The sequence below is a fragment of the Vagococcus humatus genome (genome assembly GCF_003950325.1).
GTDB lineage: Bacteria > Bacillota > Bacilli > Lactobacillales > Vagococcaceae > Vagococcus_C > Vagococcus_C humatus.
This window is the reverse complement of record NZ_PXZH01000002.1, coordinates 15,578-38,640: the sequence shown is the minus strand read 5'-3', so window position 1 is coordinate 38,640 and position 23,063 is coordinate 15,578. Positions and strand designations below refer to the sequence as shown.

At 32.8% G+C, this 23,063-nt stretch carries 26 protein-coding genes and 1 pseudogene; 5 read left to right on the top strand and 22 right to left on the bottom strand.

Annotated elements, in window-relative coordinates; translation table 11 throughout:
• Positions 1-44 precede the first annotated feature (44 nt).
• From C7P63_RS05260 to C7P63_RS05235, 6 genes are all read right to left on the bottom strand, one after another.
• Positions 45-1,052, bottom strand: a complete 1,008-nt coding sequence (locus C7P63_RS05260; RefSeq protein WP_125943121.1) for a PTS system mannose/fructose/sorbose family transporter subunit IID — start codon at positions 1,050-1,052, stop codon at positions 45-47.
• Positions 1,042-1,845: a PTS mannose/fructose/sorbose/N-acetylgalactosamine transporter subunit IIC gene (locus C7P63_RS05255; protein WP_125943120.1), complete on the bottom strand. Its 804-nt coding sequence runs from the start codon at positions 1,843-1,845 to the stop codon at positions 1,042-1,044. The genes C7P63_RS05260 and C7P63_RS05255 overlap by 11 nt, the downstream gene beginning before the upstream one ends.
• A 42-nt stretch (positions 1,846-1,887) precedes the next feature.
• A complete protein-coding gene (agaV, locus tag C7P63_RS05250; RefSeq protein WP_125943119.1) occupies positions 1,888-2,364 on the bottom strand; it encodes a PTS N-acetylgalactosamine transporter subunit IIB in 477 nt (158 codons plus the stop codon).
• A gap of 20 nt (positions 2,365-2,384) precedes the next feature.
• Positions 2,385-2,666 (bottom strand): preprotein translocase subunit YajC, encoded by a 282-nt coding sequence (gene yajC, locus C7P63_RS05245; protein WP_125943118.1) that lies wholly within the window; start codon positions 2,664-2,666, stop codon positions 2,385-2,387.
• Complete coding sequence (locus tag C7P63_RS05240; protein WP_125943117.1) at positions 2,667-3,104, bottom strand: PTS sugar transporter subunit IIA; 438 nt, start codon at positions 3,102-3,104, stop codon at positions 2,667-2,669. It abuts the gene before it with no gap.
• 80 nt (positions 3,105-3,184) lie between these two features.
• The gene (locus C7P63_RS05235) at positions 3,185-3,913 is read right to left on the bottom strand and encodes a GntR family transcriptional regulator (RefSeq protein WP_125943116.1); all 729 of its coding nucleotides are present in this window, start codon (positions 3,911-3,913) and stop codon (positions 3,185-3,187) included.
• 209 nt (positions 3,914-4,122) lie between these two features.
• Here C7P63_RS05235 and C7P63_RS05230 point away from each other — a divergent pair.
• Positions 4,123-4,968: pseudogene (locus C7P63_RS05230) on the top strand (transposase); the annotation flags it as partial.
• A gap of 86 nt (positions 4,969-5,054) precedes the next feature.
• Here C7P63_RS05230 and C7P63_RS05225 read toward each other — a convergent pair.
• The 9 genes from C7P63_RS05225 to C7P63_RS05185 all read right to left on the bottom strand — a co-directional run bounded on the left by C7P63_RS05225 (position 5,055) and on the right by C7P63_RS05185 (position 12,985).
• Entirely contained in the window at positions 5,055-6,389 is a 1,335-nt protein-coding gene (locus tag C7P63_RS05225; RefSeq protein ID WP_125943115.1) for a PTS galactitol transporter subunit IIC, read from the bottom strand.
• A complete protein-coding gene (locus C7P63_RS05220; RefSeq protein WP_125943114.1) occupies positions 6,390-6,836 on the bottom strand; it encodes a PTS sugar transporter subunit IIA in 447 nt (148 codons plus the stop codon). It lies immediately after the preceding gene.
• 17 nt (positions 6,837-6,853) lie between these two features.
• A complete protein-coding gene (locus C7P63_RS05215; protein ID WP_125943113.1) occupies positions 6,854-7,138 on the bottom strand; it encodes a PTS sugar transporter subunit IIB in 285 nt (94 codons plus the stop codon).
• A 1-nt stretch (position 7,139) separates the two neighbouring features.
• Positions 7,140-9,065 (bottom strand): BglG family transcription antiterminator, encoded by a 1,926-nt coding sequence (locus C7P63_RS05210; RefSeq protein ID WP_125943112.1) that lies wholly within the window; start codon positions 9,063-9,065, stop codon positions 7,140-7,142.
• Between the two features lie 178 nt (positions 9,066-9,243).
• Positions 9,244-10,236 carry a tagatose-bisphosphate aldolase gene (lacD, locus tag C7P63_RS05205; protein WP_125943111.1) on the bottom strand — a complete coding sequence of 331 codons (993 nt, stop codon included), beginning with the start codon at positions 10,234-10,236 and terminating at the stop codon, positions 9,244-9,246.
• Entirely contained in the window at positions 10,233-11,189 is a 957-nt protein-coding gene (locus C7P63_RS05200; protein WP_125943110.1) for a hexose kinase, read from the bottom strand. Before C7P63_RS05200 ends, lacD begins: the two co-directional genes overlap by 4 nt.
• A gap of 27 nt (positions 11,190-11,216) precedes the next feature.
• Positions 11,217-11,738 (bottom strand): galactose-6-phosphate isomerase subunit LacB, encoded by a 522-nt coding sequence (lacB, locus tag C7P63_RS05195; protein WP_125943109.1) that lies wholly within the window; start codon positions 11,736-11,738, stop codon positions 11,217-11,219.
• A gap of 43 nt (positions 11,739-11,781) precedes the next feature.
• Positions 11,782-12,213, bottom strand: coding sequence for a galactose-6-phosphate isomerase subunit LacA (gene lacA / locus C7P63_RS05190; RefSeq protein WP_125943108.1), 432 nt, complete (start codon positions 12,211-12,213; stop codon positions 11,782-11,784).
• Position 12,214: 1 nt separating this feature from the next.
• Entirely contained in the window at positions 12,215-12,985 is a 771-nt protein-coding gene (locus C7P63_RS05185; protein ID WP_125943107.1) for a DeoR/GlpR family DNA-binding transcription regulator, read from the bottom strand.
• 227 nt (positions 12,986-13,212) lie between these two features.
• Here C7P63_RS05185 and C7P63_RS05180 point away from each other — a divergent pair, with 227 nt between their 5' ends.
• The 4 genes from C7P63_RS05180 to C7P63_RS05165 all read left to right on the top strand — a co-directional run bounded on the left by C7P63_RS05180 (position 13,213) and on the right by C7P63_RS05165 (position 16,879).
• Positions 13,213-13,698 (top strand): PTS sugar transporter subunit IIA, encoded by a 486-nt coding sequence (locus C7P63_RS05180; RefSeq protein WP_125943106.1) that lies wholly within the window; start codon positions 13,213-13,215, stop codon positions 13,696-13,698.
• A gap of 27 nt (positions 13,699-13,725) precedes the next feature.
• Positions 13,726-14,028 (top strand): PTS sugar transporter subunit IIB, encoded by a 303-nt coding sequence (locus tag C7P63_RS05175; protein WP_125943105.1) that lies wholly within the window; start codon positions 13,726-13,728, stop codon positions 14,026-14,028.
• Positions 14,029-14,060: 32 nt separating this feature from the next.
• Positions 14,061-15,461 carry a PTS galactitol transporter subunit IIC gene (locus C7P63_RS05170; protein WP_125943104.1) on the top strand — a complete coding sequence of 467 codons (1,401 nt, stop codon included), beginning with the start codon at positions 14,061-14,063 and terminating at the stop codon, positions 15,459-15,461.
• Between the two features lie 245 nt (positions 15,462-15,706).
• Positions 15,707-16,879 (top strand): AgaS family sugar isomerase, encoded by a 1,173-nt coding sequence (locus tag C7P63_RS05165; protein WP_125943103.1) that lies wholly within the window; start codon positions 15,707-15,709, stop codon positions 16,877-16,879.
• Positions 16,880-16,895: 16 nt separating this feature from the next.
• Here C7P63_RS05165 and C7P63_RS05160 read toward each other — a convergent pair whose 3' ends face one another.
• From C7P63_RS05160 to C7P63_RS05130, 7 genes are read right to left on the bottom strand one after another with little or no spacing between them, the layout of a single operon-like run.
• Complete coding sequence (locus C7P63_RS05160; RefSeq protein WP_125943102.1) at positions 16,896-18,848, bottom strand: heparinase II/III family protein; 1,953 nt, start codon at positions 18,846-18,848, stop codon at positions 16,896-16,898.
• A gap of 60 nt (positions 18,849-18,908) precedes the next feature.
• Positions 18,909-19,157: a preprotein translocase subunit YajC gene (yajC, locus tag C7P63_RS05155; RefSeq protein WP_279386793.1), complete on the bottom strand. Its 249-nt coding sequence runs from the start codon at positions 19,155-19,157 to the stop codon at positions 18,909-18,911.
• A gap of 25 nt (positions 19,158-19,182) precedes the next feature.
• Positions 19,183-19,635, bottom strand: coding sequence for a PTS sugar transporter subunit IIA (locus tag C7P63_RS05150; protein WP_125943100.1), 453 nt, complete (start codon positions 19,633-19,635; stop codon positions 19,183-19,185).
• Between the two features lie 17 nt (positions 19,636-19,652).
• A complete protein-coding gene (locus tag C7P63_RS05145; protein WP_125943099.1) occupies positions 19,653-20,468 on the bottom strand; it encodes a PTS system mannose/fructose/sorbose family transporter subunit IID in 816 nt (271 codons plus the stop codon).
• Positions 20,458-21,240 carry a PTS mannose/fructose/sorbose/N-acetylgalactosamine transporter subunit IIC gene (locus tag C7P63_RS05140; protein WP_125943098.1) on the bottom strand — a complete coding sequence of 261 codons (783 nt, stop codon included), beginning with the start codon at positions 21,238-21,240 and terminating at the stop codon, positions 20,458-20,460. The genes C7P63_RS05145 and C7P63_RS05140 overlap by 11 nt, the downstream gene beginning before the upstream one ends.
• A 22-nt stretch (positions 21,241-21,262) precedes the next feature.
• Positions 21,263-21,763, bottom strand: coding sequence for a PTS sugar transporter subunit IIB (locus C7P63_RS05135; protein ID WP_125943097.1), 501 nt, complete (start codon positions 21,761-21,763; stop codon positions 21,263-21,265).
• Positions 21,764-21,775: 12 nt separating this feature from the next.
• On the bottom strand, positions 21,776-22,957 hold the full coding sequence (locus tag C7P63_RS05130; RefSeq protein WP_424580144.1) for a glycoside hydrolase family 88 protein: 1,182 nt from the start codon (positions 22,955-22,957) through the stop codon (positions 21,776-21,778).
• Positions 22,958-23,063: the final 106 nt, after the last annotated feature.

Here is a 23,063-nt window from a genome sequence, read left to right as displayed (position 1 = left end):
AGATGACAAAATTAATTTTGTCATCTTTTTAACGTTAATCACTATTAGACAGCCCAAATACCAAAATAGCCACCAATAATACCAATAATTAATAATAGGCCAATACACTTAAGCGGTGTCCAACCTTTTTTAGATAGTAAGAAATAAAGAAGTAATGTAAAGGCTAGTGGAATTAATTGTGGTAAAATACCATCTAATATTTCTTGTAAGTTAATGGTTACAGGTACCATATGATCTTGATGATAAGTAATTTGAGAATACCCATTTTTCAAATCTAATACATTAGCACCTTCGATTAATTCACCGTCCATTTTACCATCTACATATAGTTTATCTTTAAAATCTTTCACTTCAGCATTTTTAATAGTCGAAACCACTTCGATTGGTTCGTTAGTTTGACCATTTGGAATCTGAACATTTAAAGAAGTTGCGCCGTATAAACTAGTTAATGAACCTACTACAAAGATACCTAAAATACTTGCAGCACGAGTAAACTCTTTCGCATTGGCTGTTAAAACACCAATAGCTTCTGTCCCCATTTTGTAGGACCAATTCATTAAGAAGAAACGTAAAGCAAATTGTGCCACGTTAAAAATTAATAGGAAGATCAACGGAGCCGCGATATTACCATTAATTGCCATATTCGAGGTAATCCCTGCTGTAATAGGAACTAAGGTAAACCAGAATAGCGCATCTCCAATACCACCTAAAGGTCCCATAGCAGCTACTCTCACGGCACGAATAGTAGGAATATCTGCTTTGTTTTGTTCAAGAGATAAAACAATCCCCATTACAAATGTCACCAAGAATGGGTGAGTATTAAAGAATTCTAAGTTATGTGACATAGATGCAGCCAAGTCATCTTTATTATTTTTATGAATTTTCTCAAGCCCTGGTAGAATACTATATAACCAACCACCAGCTTGCATTCTTTCATAGTTAAATGAAGCTTGTAAGAATAAAGAACGCCAAACCATTCGATTTAAAGTCTTTTTATCTAGTTGTTCAGCAGGTGTTGTATCTTGATAAGAGTCCGGAATACTATATGCCATCTTCTTCACCTCCATAGCTAGCAGCCTCTGATGCTACTTTTAACCGTGTTTGAATTTGATAATCCCAAAATGCTAAAGCAAAACCAATAAATGCTAATAATAACAAAGCAGAACCACTTAAAGAAGCAATCCCTGCTACAATATTAGCTAAAGCAAAACCTGCAAAGTAAAAGCCCCAAAGTTCTCTAGATACCATTACTTTCAGCAAAATACCAAACCCTACATAGCGCATCATTCCACCTGCTGCACCTAAACCATCCATTAATTGTTTAGGAATGGCTGCAACAACTTGGTTACCAAATGAAGCTCCGCCTATAAAGAAAAGTGTTACAATAAGTCCAAATATAGTTCCCATAAGAATCATAGATAAGTAATTAATTTTATCTATCCCTCTAGGATTAGCTTCGGATGCATAACGGTCAGCAACTGTCATGACAGGTGACATTAAACTAAATAGTAACGTCACACCGTATTGTCCTAGTAAAGCAAATGGAATAGCTGTAGCCACAGCAACTTTAGCATCCATATTTAATGAAATAGCTAAAACAGCTGCCATGATCCCGCCAATAACTGCGTTAGGCGGCTGAGCCCCTCCTACTGGCATATTCCCAATGGTCATTAGTTGGTAAGTCCCCCCAACAATTAAACCAGTCTGAACATCCCCCAACACTAATCCAACAACTGTTCCAGTTACAATTGGTTGGTATAATGACTCTAAAAAACTAAATTGGTCAATAGCTGCAATGAAAGTAATCAGAAAAACTAATAAAATTTGTAAAACACTGTAGCCCATTTCTTTAACACTCCTTTCAACTACCTCATATTCCTACTATTTTTAATGAAACAGTTTCGAAACATCTTCTGCCGCCATACTTGGTACTCTGCGGATTTCTAATTCCACCCCTTTTTCTTGTAGTTTTTTAAATGCTTCTACATCTGCATCATCTACTGCTACACTTGTTGCTACTTGTCTTTTACCTTCTGACATGTGCATATTTCCAATATTTACCTTATCAATTGGAACACCGCCTTCAACTAAGGTCAAAACATCTTCAGGTGTTTCACAGATAATAAAGATTTTTTGTCTATCTGCAGCCTTTTCAATGATGTTAATCGTTTTTTCCAAAGTAAAGTATCTAGTCGCTACTCCATTTGGCGCTGCCATATCCATTAAACCTTGACGCATTTTATCATTAGCTACTTTATTATTAGCTACTAAGATTAAATTTGCTCCTATTGAAGAATTCCATTGTGTTGCTACTTGTCCATGGATTAAACGATTATCAATTCTAGTTAACATAATATTTGGCATAGTAAAAATCTCCTTTATTTTTAATTTCCCTCAACAATTTTGGATACTAAACTTCTTGATACTGTCATAATCACTGTTGGTTGTATTTCCACGTCTATGGTTTCTTTATTTATCTTATGAATTTTCCCATAAATGCCATTTGACAAAAAAACCAACTGTCCTTTTTTCAATCCGGTTTGTAACTCTTCATAATATTTTTTTTGCTTTTTGATATTATTAAAACTCATAATCCCATAAATAAGCACAATAATAACAATAAATCCGATCATAACAATTGAGGAAGCTAGAATGTTCTCCCACATTTAGATCCCTCCTATCTCTTGCTCCGTTTCTTCTCGTTTCACTGGAAAATCTACTTGCTCTAATCCCTCTCTCCCTGTATTCATCAATATTTTTGCTAATGCTACTGGATCTGTCTCAGTTAACCTAAGCATACTTCCTTCAATTAGTGTCGGTAAATTAACACCTGTTAACATAGCTGTATCAGCTATTTCAGAAATAGCTAGCATGCTTACGTTAAAAGGAGTCCCCCCTTTTAAATCACTGAAAACTAAAACCCCATCTGTTTGTTCTTTTAATTGCTTAATTGTCTCAAATATTTTTAAGTTAAACGCTTCCAATTCCATATCTTCAAAAAATGGCACTGCTTCACAAAAGACTTGCTCACCTGCAATCATTTCTAATGCTTGTTTCATACCAACAGAAAACTCACCGTGTCCTGTAATCATCATTCCTAACATTATTCCACCTCATTTATTTTTTAATAAAATACTCCATATAAGTGAACGCTCTTTTAAAAAAATGAGTGTCCTACACTCATTTATTTTCTTGCATGTCTAATTCGATAAACAAATTGATCGCTTCTAGCTACACTTAACGTGAATTCAATAATATAGTTATCCTGGCAATACGTTTGTCGTTCAATCCTAAGACATGGATCCCCTACGTTCACTGCTAAATATTTTGCTTCTTTTTCTTTCACAAGAGATGCTGAAAATTCCTCATCTGCATATTTAATATCTTTTTGATAATCTTGAGCAAAAATATTATAAAGTGGTTTTTCTTGAATCATTTCAAGAGTTAGACCTTTAAATATCTTGCAAGGAATGTAGCTAATTTCATACATCATAGGTAAGTCATCTGCAATCCTTAGTCTCACTAGCTTATAAACTTCATCCTCTTCATTAACTTGAAGACCTTTAGCTACTACAGGATTAGGATAAGTAATAGAAAACTCTAAAACTTCTGTTCGAGGAACTTTACCTAAGCCTTTCATGTGTTCTGTAAAGCTATACTCATTGCTTAAATCGTTCATCTGTTGCCACAAATTAGATACAAAGGTTCCTTTTCCATGATGCTTATAGATATAACCTAATTCTTCTAACTCATTAAGGGCTAACCGAACTGTGGTTCGACTTACTTGATAAGCTTGACAAATCTCTCTTTCTGAGGGTAGTTTATCTCCAGCTTTCATGTTATTTTTTATTTCATCCATCAATTGTTGAATGAGTTGATTATACAAAGGAACCGCTTTCTCTTTATTCAACACTAATACTCATCCCCGATCAACTAGTTAATCGAACTGGTTAGTACCAGTTAAATAAATTATAAGTTAGCTAATCATAATTGTCAATGGTAAGTCGCTATATCCTTATAAAAAAAAGAGACTTAAGGCTCTTAGATTGTAGATAAAGCATTGAATAATTTCGATACTTTGTCTTTTTTTCTTGGTAAAATAGAAAAAAGAAGTGATTTTTTATGCTGAAAAAGCAAAATATGAGGCAACGGGATCAAATTGGTTTTTATTCCTTAGAGGATTTAGTTCCAAAGGAACATCTTTTAAGAGATATTGATACATATGTAGATTTTAATTTTATTTACCAACTTGTTGAGGATAAATACGATATCAAATGGTCGACCTAGTTTAGATCCGATTATGCTTATTAAGCTTCCTTTGATTCAATATTTATATGGTATTAAAAGTATGAGACAAACGATTAAAGATGTCGAAGTGAATATGGCTTATCGATAGTTTTTAGGTTTAAACATTCAAGACTTGGTTCCTCATTTTTCAACCTTCGGTAAAGATTACTCTTGAAGTTTTAAAGAGACAGACATTTTTAAGCAACTTTTTTATGGTATTTTGACACAATCTATTGAGGCTAAATTTAGTCAATATCTCAGAAGTATTTATTGACGGTACTCACATCAAAGCGCATGCTCATAATAAAAAATATGAAAGTAAAGAAGTAACGGAAGAAACACTTTTTTACGTAACATCACTTCAAAAAGAAATTGAAATAGATAGAGAAAAGCAATTAAAAAAACCTTAAAAAGAAAGTTAATTCAACGACATTTATGGAAAAATGACATGGAGCGATGTGAGGGTATCCACCAGTCCCTTGAAATGAAAGCAATCTATAATAATTGCAAACAATTAAACGATTATTTGGAACGACTAAAGAAGTTCGTGGTTTACGCTATACTAATTTGATAGGTAAAGAAAAAATGCACATGAAAATTGGGCTTACTTTCGCATGTCTTAATATTAAAAAATTAACCAAAATGCTTAAATTAAGAGACCAGGAGGGCTCTATTTTTATCAAAAAAATAGGCAAATGTAAAAAAAACTAACTATTCTAATTGAATAGCTAGTTTGTCTTCATTCTGAGAGCCTTAAGTCTCTTTTTTTATTCTAAATTCTCTTTCAAAATCAGTGTTCTGTTCCAAATCATTAATGCTAAAGACACAGCACCAGTAATTAAAACACCTAACCATTTATGCTCAGCTAATTTAACAATCACATAAGGTAACCAAGATCCTCCGTAATCAATACTAGAAATCAAACTAGAGCCTGCAGGGATAGAAAATTTAGCATTAGCTGCTGCTTGAGTAAAAATTGGTGCAATATTTGTGCCAATGACTAATGCTAGAGCACAAGTCACAATTCCTACAATCAAAGTTCTAAAAAAGTCATTTCGACAGATTGGTGTGATTAAAACAAACATAAATGTTAAACCTGATAAACTAGCAATAGGTAAAAACTCATTTCCAGGAATAATAAAGGCTAATAAAATAGTAATAGGAATCATCAATAACGAAATAGTTAAAGTTACTGGACTTCCCACACCAATAGCAGAATCTAACCCGATTAGTAATTTGGAATTGCCTTTAAATTTTTCTTGTAATTTTGCTTGTACAGCTTCACTAACTGGCATAAGGCCTTCCATTAAAATTGCTGCCATTTTAGGGATTAAAACTAAAACTGCTGCAGTCACTACAGCTAGATTTAAAACTCCTTTAATATCATAACGAGCAACAATTCCTAAAAGGGCCCCAATAATAGTTCCTAAAATAGCAGGATCTCCAAATACTCCTACTTTTTTTTGGAATTTTGTATAATCTAACTTAATTTTGTTAACTCCAGGAATTCTATCTAATATCCAGTTAACAATAAAAGCAATGGGAGCAAAAGAACCAGTAAAGGCATGAGGAATGGATATTCCAGGTAAGCCAAGTTCTTTTTCTACGTAAGGAGCTGTTCTATCTCCAATTACCATAATAATAATCATATTAAAAGCAGCCATTAGTAAGCTAACTAGCAAATCATTCGTCAACATATACACCAATGAGCCAGTAAAAGCAAAGTGCCAATAATTCCAAATATCTACATTGACTGTTTTAGTTGTTTTAGTCAAAAGCATCACTACATTTACCAATAAACCTACTGGAATCATTAAAACTCCAACAGCTGATCCAAAGGCAATCGCACTGGCTGCAGGCCATCCTACGTCAATTACTGTTAAATTTAAGCCTGAATTTTTAACCATCTGTTCAGCAGCTGGACCAAGATTATCTGTTAATAACCCAATAATAGCATTTAATCCAATAAATCCAATCCCAACCATTAAACCTGATTTTAAAGCTTTCCCAAATTTTAGACCTACCAATAATCCAAAAATAGTAAAAATAATTGGCATCATCACTTGAGGTCCTAAATCTACCAAATAATTTAATACAGACATTTACATAACCTCCGTCTTCAACAACTGTAATACGCTGTCATTTTTATCTAAAATAAGTAATGTGTTCAAAAATGTTTCATCAGATAATTTGCCCATTAAACTACTTAAAACATCTACTTGTTGATGTTTTTCTTTTACCAATAAAAAGAAAAACAATTTAGCCTGAACAGGTTCATTAGACACCATTTCTTTAAATAAAACATCATTTTGTGTCCGAACAAAACATATACCTGGTTTTTCAATATATTCACTGTCTGTATGAGGCAAAGCCACTCCACACACCGCTGTATTAATCCCTGTTGGAAATGTTGCCTCTCTTTTTTTAATATTTATTTCGTAGTCTTCATTGACATAACCTTTTTTTAATAAGTATTCAGAAACTTGCTGAAATAACTCATCTTGCGTCTTAACTGATGAATTCAATAGAATCAACTCTTCATTAAACATATCTAAATAACCCCTTATTATAAATTAGCTTTTTCAATAATATCGTCAATTACTTTATCTACACCAATACCTGTAATAAGACCTAGTCCAGATACAACAGGAACACCAAAACCATCTCCACCTTGAGCAGTTGTCACAATAACAGAAGCTCCCTCTACAAGCGTTGGTAGCTCTGATAAGGATGTTTGAACAAATTGAATATCCTCTAATTTTCCTCTAGATTCTAAACCAGTTTTAATTTTAGTTAAAGCTACCGTACTAGTAGCAATTCCTGATCCACACGCTACAATAATTTTTTTCATTTTATTTTCCTCCTAAAAATAATTCTTTAAATTGATAAAAATCTTTTGAATGAATAATCTGTTGAACAGTTTCTTTGGAACTCAACTGTTCATAAAGTTCTAACATAATATCTTGGATTAATTCCTGACCATTCGTAGAAATTAAAATAAATATGATTAGCTGTACCTGTTGATACTCCCACTTGATAGGTTCTTTTAATACACCAACAGCAATATGAGAATAAGCTAGATGGTCGCTCATCATGTGAGGGATTGCTACTAAATTGCCAATTTCGGTTGTTCCTAATTTTTCTCTAGCCAGTGCTTCTTGAATAATTTGCTCATTTAATCCTAAATTTGCAGCAAATCTCTCCCCAATAACGGTTATAGCTTCTTCTCTAGATTCAGCTTTAACATCTATCCAAAAATTATTGTCATCTAAGATATTCCAAATCAACGGTAATTTTTTTTGATAAACATATCCTTTAATTTTCTGTAGCTCCTCCTCTGTTACAAGAGGGGAAACATAAATAGAGGGCACCTGTGTCAGATGATTTTCTAATGGGATTGTACTAATAATTAAGTCAATACCTGACAAATCATAGTTTTCTAAATGATAATAAGAGACTGTATCAACTACATGAATAGATTGAGAAAAATTTGCTTGAATCTTTGTTTTTAATAATATAGATGTTCCTATCCCTGTTGTGCATACTAACAAAACTTGAAGTTGTTCTTCTCTTTTTTGATAACGTTCCCTTGCTCCACAAAAATGTAATGCTAAGAAACCAACTTCATTGATTGGCACATCAACTTTAAAATAATTCATTAATTGGTTAGCTAATAACTGGGCTAATTGCATTTCAAAGGGATAAGAATGCTGAATATCTTCTAACAAATCATTTTTGATAAAAATTTGAGAATTGATTCGTTTCATCGAACTAGATAAATGAACCAATAACCCTTCTATCAGTAACTGATCTTTAGTAAAATCATATTGATATAATGTATTTATTTTCGCTAATGTTTCTAAAACAATTTGCTTATATACTAGGATTTGTTGATTCGTTGTATCATACTGATTACGTTTTAACATTTTTTGCGAAGATAAATGAAAATAAACATTATACAATTCTTCTTTTGGAATATTAATATGATAAATACTTTGCAGGCTTTTAACAATTTCCATTGAACACTGATACTCAGCAGATTGTTGATCAATATCATGTGAGGTCGGCTCATAAAAATTTAGAGAAGTAGACGTTTGAACACGCTTAATTAATATCTCTAAATGCATTACCAAGTTAATAAAGCCAATATCTGTCATATAAATACCATATGTTTCAAATAATTGTTTTAAAATTTTTTCAAGCTTTTTTGTATCAAATGACTGATCTAACCTAATTGGGCTTTCATTACTTGCCATATTTCTAGTAAAACGATCTCTTATAAATGCTCTAATATTTTGCTCGCTTCCCTCTAAATGCAACCCGATATTTTTATATCTAGTAAGGGTTAGTTGATAGTTAGCCAAATAGCACTTAACTTTTTCTAAATCATTCTTTAAAGTGGATATACTAACAAATAGTTGATTGGCTAAATCTTGTTGATTAATAATAACATTGTCTAAAGTTAGCCACGCACATTGATCTAAAAGCCAATCTACTCTTTCTTTCTGAAAATTAGGCAGAATATGTTCTTTAGAATGCCTCAATTCCAAAAGCATATGTTGACAGTTATCCTTAGAAACAGAAGAGAGTTTAAAGCCAGCTCCTCTTTTTCCTAATATATGGATATCCTTAAACTCCAGTTGCTCATTTAACTCTTTGATTTCTCTTTTGACTGTTTTAGTGGAAACATCTAATTTTTTAGCTAAATCACTACTTGTAAGAAAATCATCAGTTTGCAATAAAACTAGCAATAAATCTGTTTGTCTTTTAGTTAGCAACTTATTTCTACCTCCTATTTATACTATATACCCTTATATACCGCTTTCACAGTGGACAAATGTCCCTTACACAAAGGACATTTGTCTAATTATACCAAACAATGTTTTAGCTTAAATAAAATAAAAAAATGCAAACCAGTTAGTTTTGGTTTGCATTTTTAACTATTTAATTAATTAATTATTTATTTACTTTTTCTTGCCAAGGTTTTGCATACTGATTAACTACTTCGTTTAGTTCTTCAATATTTTGGCGACCTTTTTCATTCATCCATGTTTTAGCTGCTTCTTCGCCTTCTTTAACAAAAACTTCTACGCTATTTGCCCAAGTAGCACGGCCACATAACACTCCGTTAAAGCTAGAACCTGCTTCACCTGCAAATTTAAGAGTGTCTTGGAACATTTCTGCACTAACACCAGCACTTAAGAAAATAAATGGTAAGTGACTTGCTTCTGCTTGTTCTTTAAAGTAAGCTTTTGCTTCTTCTTGAGTATAAACTACTTCTCCTTTAGCAAATCCTTCAACAAAGTTCATATTAACTGGAACTTCTACTTTCAATACATCCACTGCATAACGATCTTTTGAAAATTCTTTCATACAAGCAATTACTTTATGAGGTTTAACTTTCGCAAACTTAGCTGATTTATTATCTGCATCTGTTGCGTCATAAGATAAAATTTCTAAGAAGAAAGGAATATCTTCAGCTAAACATTCAGAACCAATTCTTTCTACAAAAGCATGCTTTTGATCATTAATTGCTGCGTCTTCATCTACATCATAGTAAAGTAAGAATTTAACAGCATCTGCTCCTTGTTCTTTTAAGCGACGTGCTGACCAATCTACTAATAAATCAGGTAAGCGACCTACTGCATTAGCATCATAACCAGTTTTTTCATAAGCTAATAACAATCCTGCTTCACTATCTCTTACTTTTGTAGCAGGTAAACCATATTCTGGATCTAGTAAAATAGAAGATGCAAATGGTGTTAATTCAGAAGAGATAATTTTTTTGAAATCTTCAATATCTGTTTGAGTTGCTTCTTTACCAGATTCTTTCATCATACGCTTTAATGCGCCACGTTGGTCAATTGCTAATGCCGAAATAATACCATCTTTAGTTGATAAACGTTCTAATGCTTGATATTTTCCTTCAGATACCTGTAATTTTTTCATAATGATGCCTCTCTCTCATAAGTTTGAATGGAAACTTGATTAAAGTAATAGTCAAAATTTTCTTTTCGAATAAAACCAGTTTTCTCTTCCATAGTATTAAGCATACCAGTTGTCATAGCACTTTTCAAAATATCTGTTAAGGCCATTTTATTTTCTAATCCATAAGCTATCCCTGCAACTGTGGAATCTCCTGACCCCACTGGATTAACCACATTTATTTTAGGAATGGTTAAAGAATAATAATCATTTTTGTATTTGACAAAGGCTCCTTTAGCACCCATAGAAACTAAAATAAGTTCTACTCCGTTAAAAATCGGATGCTGTAAAGCTTGATAAATATCTTCATTATTTTCTGCTAACTCTTCTCCAATTAAAGCACCTAATTCATGATGATTAGGCTTAATAACAGTTGGTTTAGTTTTACCTGATAGACTTTCTTTTAGTGCTTGACCAGAACAATCAAGAATAGTAGGAATTTGTTTTGATGCTGCTAATTCAATCAATTGACTGTAAAAATTAGCAGGTATTCCTTTAGGTAGACTGCCTGATATAGTTAGTATGTTAGCTTCTTTAAGTAATTTTTGAAATAACTCTAAAAAATCATCTTGTGTTTGTTGATCAATAACTGGACCACTTTCTAAAATTTCGGTTTGTTTACCGTTATGTAAGATAGCTAAACAGTTTCGTGATTCTTGATCAATTTCTAAAAAATGGTGGTTCATTTTATCTTTATCTAACTCTTTTTGGATATAACCACCTAACTGTCCACCAATAATACCAGTTGAACACACATCCGCTTCTAGTAAATGAAGCACTCGAGAAACATTTAATCCTTTGCCACCTGCAGTTTTTCTAACTTTCCCACTATCAATTCGGTTAGTTGTATCTAAATGAAATTCTTCTAGTGGATAAGACATATCCACTGAAGGATTCATGGTAACTGATAGAATCATGTCATCACCTTGCTCCCTTTACTTTAATTAGTCGTGGTAGTAACCTTGGTCCCATTTTGTTAATTCTTCATCAAAGAAACGGTCATCTCCTGTTTGCCCTGTTGTATCAGTTGGGGCAATCGCATCAATTTTCGCAATAATTTTTTCATTTTCAGGAGTTGGGACATATTCTGTTTGTAAGAAAGTATCTACAATTTCTTTAGCTAGATTTTTACCTACAATCATACCACCAAAGCCAATAATATTAGCATTTAACTCTTTACGAGCATAAACAGCACTGGTAACGTCTCGGACTAATACAGCTCTTGAACCAATATTTTTAACTGCTGACGTAGTAATCCCTACACCTGTTCCGCATAAAACAACGCCTAAATCAGCTTCTTTTGTCGCTACTTTTTCAGCTACTTTTTTACCATAAATTGGGTAATGAGTTCTTGTAAAATCATATGTTCCGACATCAATCACTTCATGTCCTTGCTCTTTTAAGTGATCTGAAATAGCTATTTTTACATCTGTTACAATATGGTCACAACCTAGTGCGATTTTCATCTATAATTCCTCCTAATATATCTGTTTTCCTATATGTTGTTTATTAGATCATTTTATCTAGCATGTCTACACGAACTTGATGTCTGCCACCAGAATATTGACCGTGAACATAGCCATTTACTAAATTAAGTGCTAAAGCTGGTCCAACAATATTAGCCCCAATTGAAATAGCATGAGCGTTGTTATGATCTCGTGTCATACGAGCAGAATTTTCATCTGTTACATTAGCTGTAATCATTCCTTGAACTTTATTACTTGCTAAAAATGAACCAACACCGTATCCATCAAGCATAACACCACAATCAGCTTTACCAGATAATACTACATCTGTTACAGCTAATGAAGAATCTACAAAATCCTCAGCTGCTGTTTCACTAACGTCTACCACTTCTATCTTATCTTGTGACATTAACTCTTGTTTGATTAATTCTTTTAACTCAAATCCTTCTCTATCTGCACCTAAAGCTACTTTCATGTTATTTTTCTCCTTTATCACTTATTATTTTCACATATTGTGAATAATATTTTTTTAACTCATTAGTAACTTGTGTATCTGTAATCAAATAGTCAGCTTCTGTTAATTCATAAAAAGAATAGAAATCTTCTCTATTCAACTTATGGTGATCTGATACAATAATTTTCTTATGAGCATTATCTAGCGCTAATTTTTGACTTTTACCTTCTTCGATATTCGAAGTAAACACATGATTATTGTGAATGCCGTTCACTCCGATAAACGCTTTTGTTACTTTTAACCGTTGAATAGTTTCGTTGGCTATACTCCCAACGAAAGCACCAGTTCTTTCTCGGTAACTACCACCAATTAAGTACAACTCATCTGCTAAATGATTGGTTTGAATTTTTTCAAAGACTGGTAAACTATTGGTAACAACTCGCAAGTAGGACACATTTAAGTAGTCTGCCATTAATTCGATAGTTGTTCCTGGACCTAAAAAGACTGTATCTCCTTCTTCAATAAAGGAAGCTGCTATTCTAGCTACTTCTTTTTTTTCATGAATATGGATTTCTTTTTTTTCTAAGTGAGATAATTCTTTCGTTTCACTATAACTAATGCTTTGGGCCCCACCATGAACCCGAACTAAATGCCCTGCTGCTTCTAATTCATCCAAATCTCTTCGGACTGTCATATCTGACACATCTAGCTCATTCATCATGTCTGCCACTGTCACAATACCTCTTTTTTCTACCATATCACTAATAGTACGTAGCCGTTCTTTCTTGAGCACAAGCTCACTTCCTTTCTCTAAAGGTATCTGAATGTTTGTTTTTGTTTGTTTACACTTATAATTTAACAAATAGCAAACAATTTGTCAATAGCAAGGTTTTAATTCTAAATTTTATAAAAAACGAAAAAAGAAAATGCTATCATTTTTATATTGACAAACAAAATCAAACTTAATATAATGTGAACGTAAACATAATTAAACATAATTAAACAAAAAGGAGGAGAACTATGACACATCTATTTAATGAACAAGCTACTTTTGTTAGTGATAAAAAAACTCAACTAGAAGTTTTTAAAGAAGTCAGTCAAAAACTTTTAGACTTAGATCTTGTTACACAAGATTTTGAAAAAAATCTAATTGATCGGGAAAAAAATTATCCAACTGGTATGGACCTTGAAATTGTAAACCCTTTATTAAAAAATATTGCCATTCCACATACCGAACCAGAATTTGTAAAAGCTAAACTAATTGTCCCAATTAAATTAAATCAGCCGATTACTTTTTCAAATATGATTAAACCCGATGAACTTTTAGAGGTTTCTTATCTATTTATGATTCTAAATAACGACCCAGAAGGTCAAGCTAACTTACTAGCTATGATTATGGAATTTTTAACATCAACTAGTCCAGAAACATTAACAGATTTCTTCACATTAACAGATACAAAAGAAATTAATCAATTTTTAGAACATCAATTTAAAATTAATAACTGATAACAAACTATTTTAGGAGGAATTAACATGATTAAAATTTTAGCAGCATGTGGTGCAGGAGTTAACTCTAGTCATCAAATTAAAAGTGCACTTGAACAAGAAATGGGAAATCGTGGTTATGAGGTCCAATGTGATGCTGTCATGGTTAAAGATATTAATGAAGATATGATTTCACACTATGATATCTTTGCACCTATCGCACAAACTGACTTAGGTTTCAATATCAACATTCCAATAGTAGACTGTGGTCCTATTCTTTACCGTATTCCAATGATGGCAGATCCTGTCTACAATCAAATGGAAGAAACAATCAAATCATTAGGAAAATAAACTAATAAGTGTTAATTAAAGGGGAGAAAAACATGTTTCAAACCATTGTAGATATTTCAAACAAGGTATTTCAACCAATTATCGACATGGGAGCACCTGTATTAATGTTAATTATTTTAACATTATTAGCATGGGCTTTCGGTGTTAAATTTTCAAAAGCTCTTGAAGGCGGTATCAAATTAGCCATTGCTTTAACGGGTATCGGTCTTATTATGGGAATTTTAACTGGATCATTTTCTGATGCTATGCAAGCATTTGTAAAAAATACTGGTTTTGATTTAAGTATTACTGACGTAGGGTGGGCTCCTTTGGCAACTGTTACTTGGGGATCTCCTTACACACTATTTTTCTTACTTATTATGGTTATTGTTAACATTGTCATGCTAATGATGAACAAAACAGATACGTTAGATGTAGATATTTTTGATATTTGGCATTTATCTATTGTTGGCTTGTTCGCTATGTATTGCGGTGCTAATATTATTATTGCAACCTTACTTGTTGTCTTTATCGGTGTTTTAAAAATTATCAATTCAGACCTAATGAAACCAACCTTTGATGATTTATTAAAAGCTCCTGCTGCTAACCCTATGACAACTACTCATATGAACTACATGATGAATCCAGTTATCATGTTATTGGACAAAATTTTTGATAAATTATTCCCTTGGTTAGATAAATACGATTTTGATGCTGCTGCACTTAACAAAAAAATCGGTTTTTGGGGAAGTAAATTCGCTATTGGTGTTTATCTAGGAGTCTTTGTAGGTATTTTAGGCGGTCAAACTCCGAAAGAAATTTTTGCTTTAGCCTTTACAGCTGGTGCTTCTCTAGAGCTATTTTCAATTATCGGTTCTTGGTTCATCGCTTCTGTTGAACCTTTATCTCAAGGTATTACTAACTTTGCTAACAAAAAAATGGAAGGTCGTAAATTTAACATTGGTTTAGACTGGCCATTTATCGCAGGTCGTGCTGAAGTTTGGGCTGCTGCTAACGTTTTAGCTCCAATCATGCTTTTAGAAGCAATGATTTTACCAGGTAATAAATTACTTCCATTAGGTGGTATTATTGCGATGGGTGTAACTCCTGCATTATTAGTAGTAACTCGCGGTAAATTAATTCGTATGATTGTTATCGGAGCTTTAGAATTACCTCTATTCTTATGGTCTGGTACTCTTATGGCAGAATTTATTACTAAAACAGCTACGCAAATTGATCCAGCAAAATATGCTAATATGGGACTAATTTCTCATACAACTATGGAAGGGCCTATTGAAAAATTCCTAGCTTACGTGGTAGGTAATGCTTCAACTGGTGAATTTAAATTTATAATGTATGCCTTAGTTGCCTTAGTACTTTATCTTGGTATTTTTGTTTGGTATGCAGGTCAAATGAAAAAACGTAATGCTGAATACGCTGCTCAAAAAGCGTAATTCATCTTTTATTAATTAATCAAACACTTCTATTTATTAAAATTAAATAGAAGTGTTTTTTATATAACCATTTTTCTGCTATCTAAAATGTGGAAGCTTACTTATTTTTACAAATATTATCTGTACAGATAATATTTGACATTTTACCGCTTACATTATATAATTTAATCAACTGGTAATAACCAGTTGAAAATAAGAATCAAATTCTTTTTAAAAGAATTAATTATAAAAAGGAGGAATCTATTTTGTTACACGACACTCAAGACGCTTTAAAAAAAATAGGTGCTCATATCACGACACAGGAAATCACTCAGCAACCAGAATTATGGCAAGAAACGTTCTCTATTTATCAGGAAAATGAAACACGAATCCAGACTTTTATTCAAACATTAAAAGAAAAACATTCTAATTTATCTGTTATTTTTACAGGTGCTGGAACATCTGCTTATGTTGGTGAAGTAGTAGAACCTTTTGTTCAAGATTTTGGTGATACAAATTATTTTAACTTTAGAGATATTGCTACCACCACCTTAGTTGCTAATCCACAACATTATTTCAAAAAAAATGTGCCAACTGTGCTAGTTTCTTATGCACGTAGCGGAAACAGTCCTGAAAGTGTAGCCACTGTAGAATTAGGTCAACAACTAGTCACAGATTTTTACCAAGTAACTATCACTTGTGCTAAAGAAGGCGAATTGGCTAAACGTTCTGAAAATGATCCAAACAATTTATTGTTACTTATGCCTGAAAGATCCAACGATCAAGGTTTTGCGATGACAGGTAGCTTCTCTTGTATGACCTTAATGAGTTTACTAATATTTGACGAAAAACACTCTTTAGCAGAAAAAGAGCATTTCGTAAAACAAATTATTTCAGCTGGAAACAACGTATTAGAACGTGAAGATGAAATTCAAGCTTTAGTCAATCTACCATTTAACCGAGTTATCTACCTAGGTTCAGGTTCCTTAGCTGGCTTAGCTAGAGAAGTACAGCTTAAAATTTTAGAATTAACTGCAGGGAAAGTCGCGACACTATTTGATAGTTCATTAGGCTTTAGACATGGCCCTAAATCATTTGTTGATGAAGAGGCACTAGTCTTCTTATTTGTGTCAAACAATCCTTATACACGTCAATATGATCGGGATATGATTCAAGAAATTTATCACGATAACATCGCGTTAAAAGCTATGCCAATCAGTGTTGGTCAAATTGAAAAACTAGAAGGAAATGGCTTTATATTAGCTGAAAATTATCAAGATTTACCTGATGCCTACTTAGCATTACCTTTTGCTATCTTTGGCCAAGTGGTATCTTTATTGACAGCTATTAAACAAGATAATAAACCTGATACACCTTCTCCTACAGGCACTGTTAACCGAGTGGTAAAAGGAGTTATTATTCACGAATATTCTAACTAATCAAAAAACCTATCTCCTAAAAAATACGGAGATAGGTTTTTGTTGTTTCTTCAACGACACATAATTTCCCGTAAACAGGAATATCATTCATATAATATAATTTATGCCCTTCAAATGTATCTTGAACATTGGAAGAAAATGAATAAACTTTGTCTTGTAACGATAAAGTGATGCCACTGCATTTTGTAGAATCAACCAATTTTCCATCCGATTTTCTAATAGTTGGTCGACTAACCTGCATGTCTTTCCTTCCTGAAAACACCGTATAAGCCTCTCGTTTCTGGCCCACATGCGATAATAAAGTCCCACTAGATAACTCATTATACAAAGGAGAATAAAGGAATTTTGACTCTGTCACATTACCTTCAGAAAAATAAACCCAAAAATGTGATGTCTTTTGAGAATTTAAACTTTTAGATACAGCTAATTGAGCACTTTCTTTAGACAAATGAACCAACTGAACAGCTGGATCCAAATGAAATAATCTAGTCATTTTGCTACTGGTTAACTCTTTACTACTTGGAATGATTTGATCAAATAAAATAAAAGTATCCATACCTTTTATCAAAATAGCTGTCCGAACTACTTTGGTTATATGTGGAGTTGTTTCATCTAAATACATGATTTGAGTAACATGGTAATTCTCATCTTCAAATACTTGATTACCTAAACTAGTTGGTATGTTTTTATAAGCCCAAGAATCAACTACTTTACCATAAGGTGTTTGATTCAAAAGAATAGTATTATGAGCTGTCGCCTCTTTTAATGCGTATCGTTCTTTTGTTTCTTGGTAAGTATATCTACCAGAATCCACTAAAATATTTTGACCTGTTAAAGTCAAGTCGACATGTCCTAGGCTAATATGTCCATGCCCACTTCCTAAAGGTCCATTATAAATATGGTAATAGTTCGCTTGATTATCCCAACTAGTTCTACTAAAATAATTACCCGTTTGATTATCATGTAAACTTAACGGATAATTAGTTGTTTTCTGACTAGCCACTTTATGTTGCCACTGAACAGGATCTATCTGTTTTTTACTCCAATATAGTTGGGCATAATCAACAAGTATGTCTTCTCCAAACAACATAGGTATCGGCTCATCTAGTAACACACCTGCCGTTTGTATAGCATCAGTTACACACATTAAATCTGTATCTCCTTGCATAATGGTCAATCCGCTAGGGCTAACAAAATGTGGTAAAGCGTGATACATGTTATAAACAACTTCTTCTAACAAGTTATAAGTCACTGTTGAAGATACTCCCTCTGACAAATACAGAAACATGAAACTTCTAAAAACTTCCATAAAATAAAGAGGAGACTGCTCCCAATGTAAGCCCATTTGACTAATTTGTAAGTGCAATTGATTCGTCAAACGTGCTAATAAACGCTTATTTAAGTCTTCATCTATACAGTCTGGATAATAATTACCCACTAACAAACTCCCTGTAACTATTAAAACACCCCAATTACTTAACTCATATTTTTCGATATATGATTCATCTAGATACATGACTTGGTCATAAACACTATTTTGAATAACAACTTGTTCCTCTATAGTCAGTATATTTTTTGTAATAAGCTCATCTAGCACAAGAGACCAGTAAGTTAAACGAATACCTGTATCGATAGTCCGCCACGTTAAACTATCTCCTACACAAGGATTTTTTCTAATCCAATCTAATATAAAATATTTTATTTTTTCTAAATAAACTGTTTCGCTAGTTACTTGATAGGCCAAATATAAATCTAGTAAATATTCTTGACGATTTAACATAAATATCCACTCAGGATCCCCATTAGGCGTAAATGTCCAATTTAAATGTTTGTCTAGTTGGACAATATCTTTACAAGGTTCCATATCATATGGATGTACAAATTGAAACTGATTTTGCATTAATAACTGGCTATTAGATAAAGCTGCCATTAAATTTTGTTCCTTTATCTTTTCAAATAATTGAAACATAATAACTCCTCTTTCCTATTAAAAAAGAAGCACTCCTTTATGAGTGCTTCTTTAACATGATTAGTCAGATACTTTCCCAATCAGTGACATTTTATCAATCGTAATAACCGTATTATCGGCAATTTCTAATTCAATCGTTTCTTCATGAATTGTTTTTATCTTACCAATAATACCGCAATTCATCATTACTTTATCATGCTTACGCAAATTATTTATAAATTCTTTCATTTGGGTAATATTTTTTTGTTGTTGCTTTTTCCTAGTTATAGGTAGTACAACTAGATAAAGAATTATCATTATGATAACCATGCCAATAATTAAGATATTATTCATACTAAATCCCTTCGTCTTCTACATCAATTTCAGTCGTTAGTGAGATATTTTCTACCTCAGGCATCATCATCATCATTTGACGACTTTCTTCTAAACTTTTAACTAGCTCTTCTGCCACATTTTCTTCTGTTAACATACCTAAATTATTTTTCATTAAAGTATCTAACACTAAGTTTAGAGAGACACTAGATAGAATATACTGACTACGGTTATTTTTTTCTAACAACAAACGACTAGCAATTTGATGCGGTGCACCGCCTGTCATATCTGCGAAAATAATAACATTACGATGATTATCTAAAAAGGCCCCCATCTTTTCTTCGTAATCAGCATGTGACAATTCTTCATTTAAATTAAATGCTGTAACATGTTCTTCTGTTCCCGATAAAAGTTTTAAGGCTGAACAAACACCTTTAGGATAATTTCCATGACCGACAATGCATATTTCAAACATTTTTTTCCCCACCTAGTTTATTTTAAAATTCCTAAAACTGATAATAAAATACCAGCTACAATTAATAATGCAATTAATTTATATGTAGACCATTTGTATTTTCTAATTAACACGTAAACGCCTGATGTAATTAAAACAGGTAATAAGTTAGGGGCAATCTTGTCAAATACTGTTTGAAGAGCAACAATTTGTTCTTTTCCTTCCACTTTTGTCACATATTCTAAAGCAAGATTTGCTTTAACAAATGAAACAGATAACCCTGAAATAACTGTTACACCAATAGTTGTTGCAATATTAGAGATACTTGCCATCTTTTCACTTAATGTATCAATTACGCTAGTTCCTAATTTATATCCTAAGTATCCCATTAACATCCGTAAACCAAATGTAATACCAAACATACATAGAATAAAGAAGATTGGACCAGCAATTAAACCATCCAGTGCCATTCCAGCAGCGATTGTTGAAAATAATGGAGCTAAACCAAATTGTGATAAAGAGTCACCAATACCTGATAAAGGACCCATCAACGCAAATTTTATAGCCCGTGTATCATCTTCACTTTGACCACCATCATACATTGCTAGCTGCATGCTAGTAATGAAAGGCACCAACTGTGGATTCGTATTATAAAACTCTAAATTTGAAATAGTAACTTCTTTTAATTTTTCTTCGTCATCTTTATAGATTTTTTTAAGAGCAGGAAAAATAGAATTTGCATATCCTGTTCCTTGGTAGTTACCATAGTTAAACCCATTTTGTAAGACATATGAACGTAAACTTGTTTTAAAATAATCTTGTTTCGTTAATACTGGTTGTTGATTAGATTCCATCTTCAATAACCTCCTCTTGTTCTATTGCTGAACCTCCGTTACCTTTATTAAAGAAATTGTTAAACGCAAGGATTGCTCCAGCAAAAGCCAAACCAATAACTGGCATGCTTAAGTAAGAAATACATACGTAACCTAATAGAATAGCTGGAATATATTCTTTTTTGATCATAACATTTAGAATCATGGCAAAACCAATGGCAGGTAATAAACCACCAGCTACAGATAAACCTGAGATTAACCATTCAGGAATAATATTAACAAATGCTCGTAAAACATCGATACTCATTGTTGCAACTAAACCGATTAAAAACCCAAATACACCAAACCCAATAAAAGTAAAGTTAGAAGTTAATTTAAATGATTTGTAATTTCCTTCTTGAATTGCTTTTGTTGCCCAACTAAGTGAGCCTGCATTTAATGAATAAATAAAAGTGATCACAAATTGGATCATCACTGCAAATGGGAAAGATAGTGATAACGCTGTTGCAACATCCATCCCTGAATCTTTCATTGCAATCGCCATAATAGTTCCTACTACCCCTGGTCCAATTGGGTTAGGCGGTACAGTTCCTCCTGCACCAACACCAAATCCCATGAAAGCTAGCTCTGCTGTAGCTCCCATTAAAAGACCTGTTTGTACATCTCCTAATATTAATCCAACACCAAAAGCTAAGAAAATAGCTCGGTTTGTATAGATACCTATTAATTGTCCTATCAAACAAAATGAAACAAAAAGACCTACTAATAACGCTTGACCTAATGATGCATCCATATTTTTCCCTCCAATATAATTTCTAATGTGTTTCTACATAATTGTTTAAATCTAAACTTACACCTGAGTCTCCACCCATTGGCGTTGTTTTTGTATTAAAAGTAACTCCATGTTTGGTTTTCAATTCTTTCAAGGCTTCTAAATCTTCATCCCCTAAAGAAATATAGTTAGTTAACTGTTTTTTACCTTCTGCAAAATGAATGTTCCCTACATTCAATTCGTTAATAGGTACGCCACCTTCTGCCAAACGTAATACATCTTTTGGATTCTTAGCTACTAAGAAAATAGACTGTTTTGGTGATGCTTTATAAATTTTATCGCAAGTTTCTTCAATAGTGAAAAAACGCATACCAATCGATTTTGAAATTAAGGATTTCATTAGTGTTTGTTGAATGCTACTTTTTGCTACTTCATCATTGGCTACAATAACTAAATTAGCCCCTAGTGAATTAATCCATAGTTGTCCTTGTCCGTGAATAAGTCTTTCGTCGATTCTAATCATTTTAATATTTGGTTCTGTCATGATAATCTCCTCCTACCAGTATAATTCCCAATCTTTATAAAATCTGATTAATGCTTCCATATAAAAATAATCGCCCCAGATATTTCCTTCATCTACCCCTTTACCAGAATGCCATGAATAAACACCATGTCTTAATAAACCATTTTCATTATCTAAGTCTTGGTAAGTATACTGACTCATCAAAGCTTTCAACATAGCATGCATCGCATATCGATAAGTCATTGCAAGTTCATCAGTTTCTGGTAAATATTTTAACATCTCGCTCATCCCACAAATAGCAATCGCTGCTGAAGAAGAGTCTCTAGAATGGCCACTACCATCTGTAAAAATTAAATCCCAGTATGGAACTAAATCTTCTGGTAATCTATTTAAGAAGTAATTAGTCACTGCTTTAAAATCAGGAACGATGGTGCTATCTTTTGTTTGGTAATACTGTAACGCTGTCCCATAAACTGCCCAAGCTTGTCCTCTAGCCCAACTAGAATCATCTGCATACCCTTGACGAGTAACTCCTTTGATTGGATCTCCCGTTTCCGGATCAAAATAAAAAGTATGGAAAGTTGAGGCATCCTCACGAAAAGCATTAGCAACAGTTGTTTTATAGTGGCGATCTGCCATTTCTTTATACTTGTTATCGCCAGTTTCTTCATACGCCCAGTATAAGAGTGGAATATTTAACATACAGTCTACTATTAACCGATAATTATCTTTTGCTCCAAGTTCTCCCCAAGCTTGAATAAATCCACCTTTTTCTTGGAAACGTGATATTAATTGATCTGCTGCTAAAATAGACGCACGTTTAGCTTTTTCATTTCCAGTTAATTTATATGCGCTTACACAAGATGGAATATATAAAAACCCTAAATCATGGTGATCCACTTCGATTTTATTTTCGATTCTATCTAAAAAATCATCTACATGTTTTTCTGCTAATACGCGATATTTATCTTCTCCAGTATATTCGTAAGCAAGCCACAGCATGCCTGTCCAAAAACCAGTTGTCCATTCTATATTTTTAATCAGTTCATATTGTCCATGTTTAGTTGCTGGAGTGGGAAACATCTCTCCAAATTTTTTCATGTTGTGATCAACTAACGTTACTGCTTGATCTAACGCTTGTTTAATTTCACTTTTTGTCACTAACCCTGTTTGAAAATATTTCTGTGCATCCAACAAGTGCTCTTTCTTCATGATTCCTTCTCTCCTTTTCTTTTCTCACTCTTATATAAGCAATTATCATGCCAACTTTTATTTCCTTGATAAATTAGCTTTCTTTTAGATAATTATTGGAAGTGAAATA

Bases quoted from the DNA above. Each gene is read 5' to 3' on its own strand.
- C7P63_RS05170 (WP_125943104.1), top strand. From the start codon at position 14,061: ATGTTTCAAACCATTGTAGATATTTCAAACAAGGTATTTCAACCAATT.
- C7P63_RS05225 (WP_125943115.1), bottom strand. From the start codon at position 6,389: ATGTCTGTATTAAATTATTTGGTAGATTTAGGACCTCAAGTGATGATG.
- C7P63_RS05150 (WP_125943100.1), bottom strand. From the start codon at position 19,635: ATGTTTGAAATATGCATTGTCGGTCATGGAAATTATCCTAAAGGTGTT.
- C7P63_RS05140 (WP_125943098.1), bottom strand. From the start codon at position 21,240: ATGGATGCATCATTAGGTCAAGCGTTATTAGTAGGTCTTTTTGTTTCA.
- C7P63_RS05175 (WP_125943105.1), top strand. From the start codon at position 13,726: ATGATTAAAATTTTAGCAGCATGTGGTGCAGGAGTTAACTCTAGTCAT.
- C7P63_RS05135 (WP_125943097.1), bottom strand. From the start codon at position 21,763: ATGACAGAACCAAATATTAAAATGATTAGAATCGACGAAAGACTTATT.
- yajC (WP_125943118.1), bottom strand. From the start codon at position 2,666: ATGTGGGAGAACATTCTAGCTTCCTCAATTGTTATGATCGGATTTATT.
- C7P63_RS05200 (WP_125943110.1), bottom strand. From the start codon at position 11,189: ATGATTCTATCAGTTACCATGAATCCTTCAGTGGATATGTCTTATCCA.
- C7P63_RS05255 (WP_125943120.1), bottom strand. From the start codon at position 1,845: ATGGGCTACAGTGTTTTACAAATTTTATTAGTTTTTCTGATTACTTTC.
- C7P63_RS05145 (WP_125943099.1), bottom strand. From the start codon at position 20,468: ATGGAATCTAATCAACAACCAGTATTAACGAAACAAGATTATTTTAAA.
- C7P63_RS05220 (WP_125943114.1), bottom strand. From the start codon at position 6,836: ATGTTTAATGAAGAGTTGATTCTATTGAATTCATCAGTTAAGACGCAA.
- C7P63_RS05180 (WP_125943106.1), top strand. From the start codon at position 13,213: ATGACACATCTATTTAATGAACAAGCTACTTTTGTTAGTGATAAAAAA.
- lacA (WP_125943108.1), bottom strand. From the start codon at position 12,213: ATGAAAGTAGCTTTAGGTGCAGATAGAGAAGGATTTGAGTTAAAAGAA.
- lacB (WP_125943109.1), bottom strand. From the start codon at position 11,738: ATGAAAATCGCACTAGGTTGTGACCATATTGTAACAGATGTAAAAATA.
- C7P63_RS05260 (WP_125943121.1), bottom strand. From the start codon at position 1,052: ATGGCATATAGTATTCCGGACTCTTATCAAGATACAACACCTGCTGAA.
- C7P63_RS05215 (WP_125943113.1), bottom strand. From the start codon at position 7,138: ATGAAAAAAATTATTGTAGCGTGTGGATCAGGAATTGCTACTAGTACG.
- agaV (WP_125943119.1), bottom strand. From the start codon at position 2,364: ATGCCAAATATTATGTTAACTAGAATTGATAATCGTTTAATCCATGGA.
- C7P63_RS05160 (WP_125943102.1), bottom strand. From the start codon at position 18,848: ATGTTTCAATTATTTGAAAAGATAAAGGAACAAAATTTAATGGCAGCT.
- lacD (WP_125943111.1), bottom strand. From the start codon at position 10,236: ATGAAAAAATTACAGGTATCTGAAGGAAAATATCAAGCATTAGAACGT.
- C7P63_RS05240 (WP_125943117.1), bottom strand. From the start codon at position 3,104: ATGTTAGGAATGATGATTACAGGACACGGTGAGTTTTCTGTTGGTATG.
- yajC (WP_279386793.1), bottom strand. From the start codon at position 19,157: ATGGTTATCATAATGATAATTCTTTATCTAGTTGTACTACCTATAACT.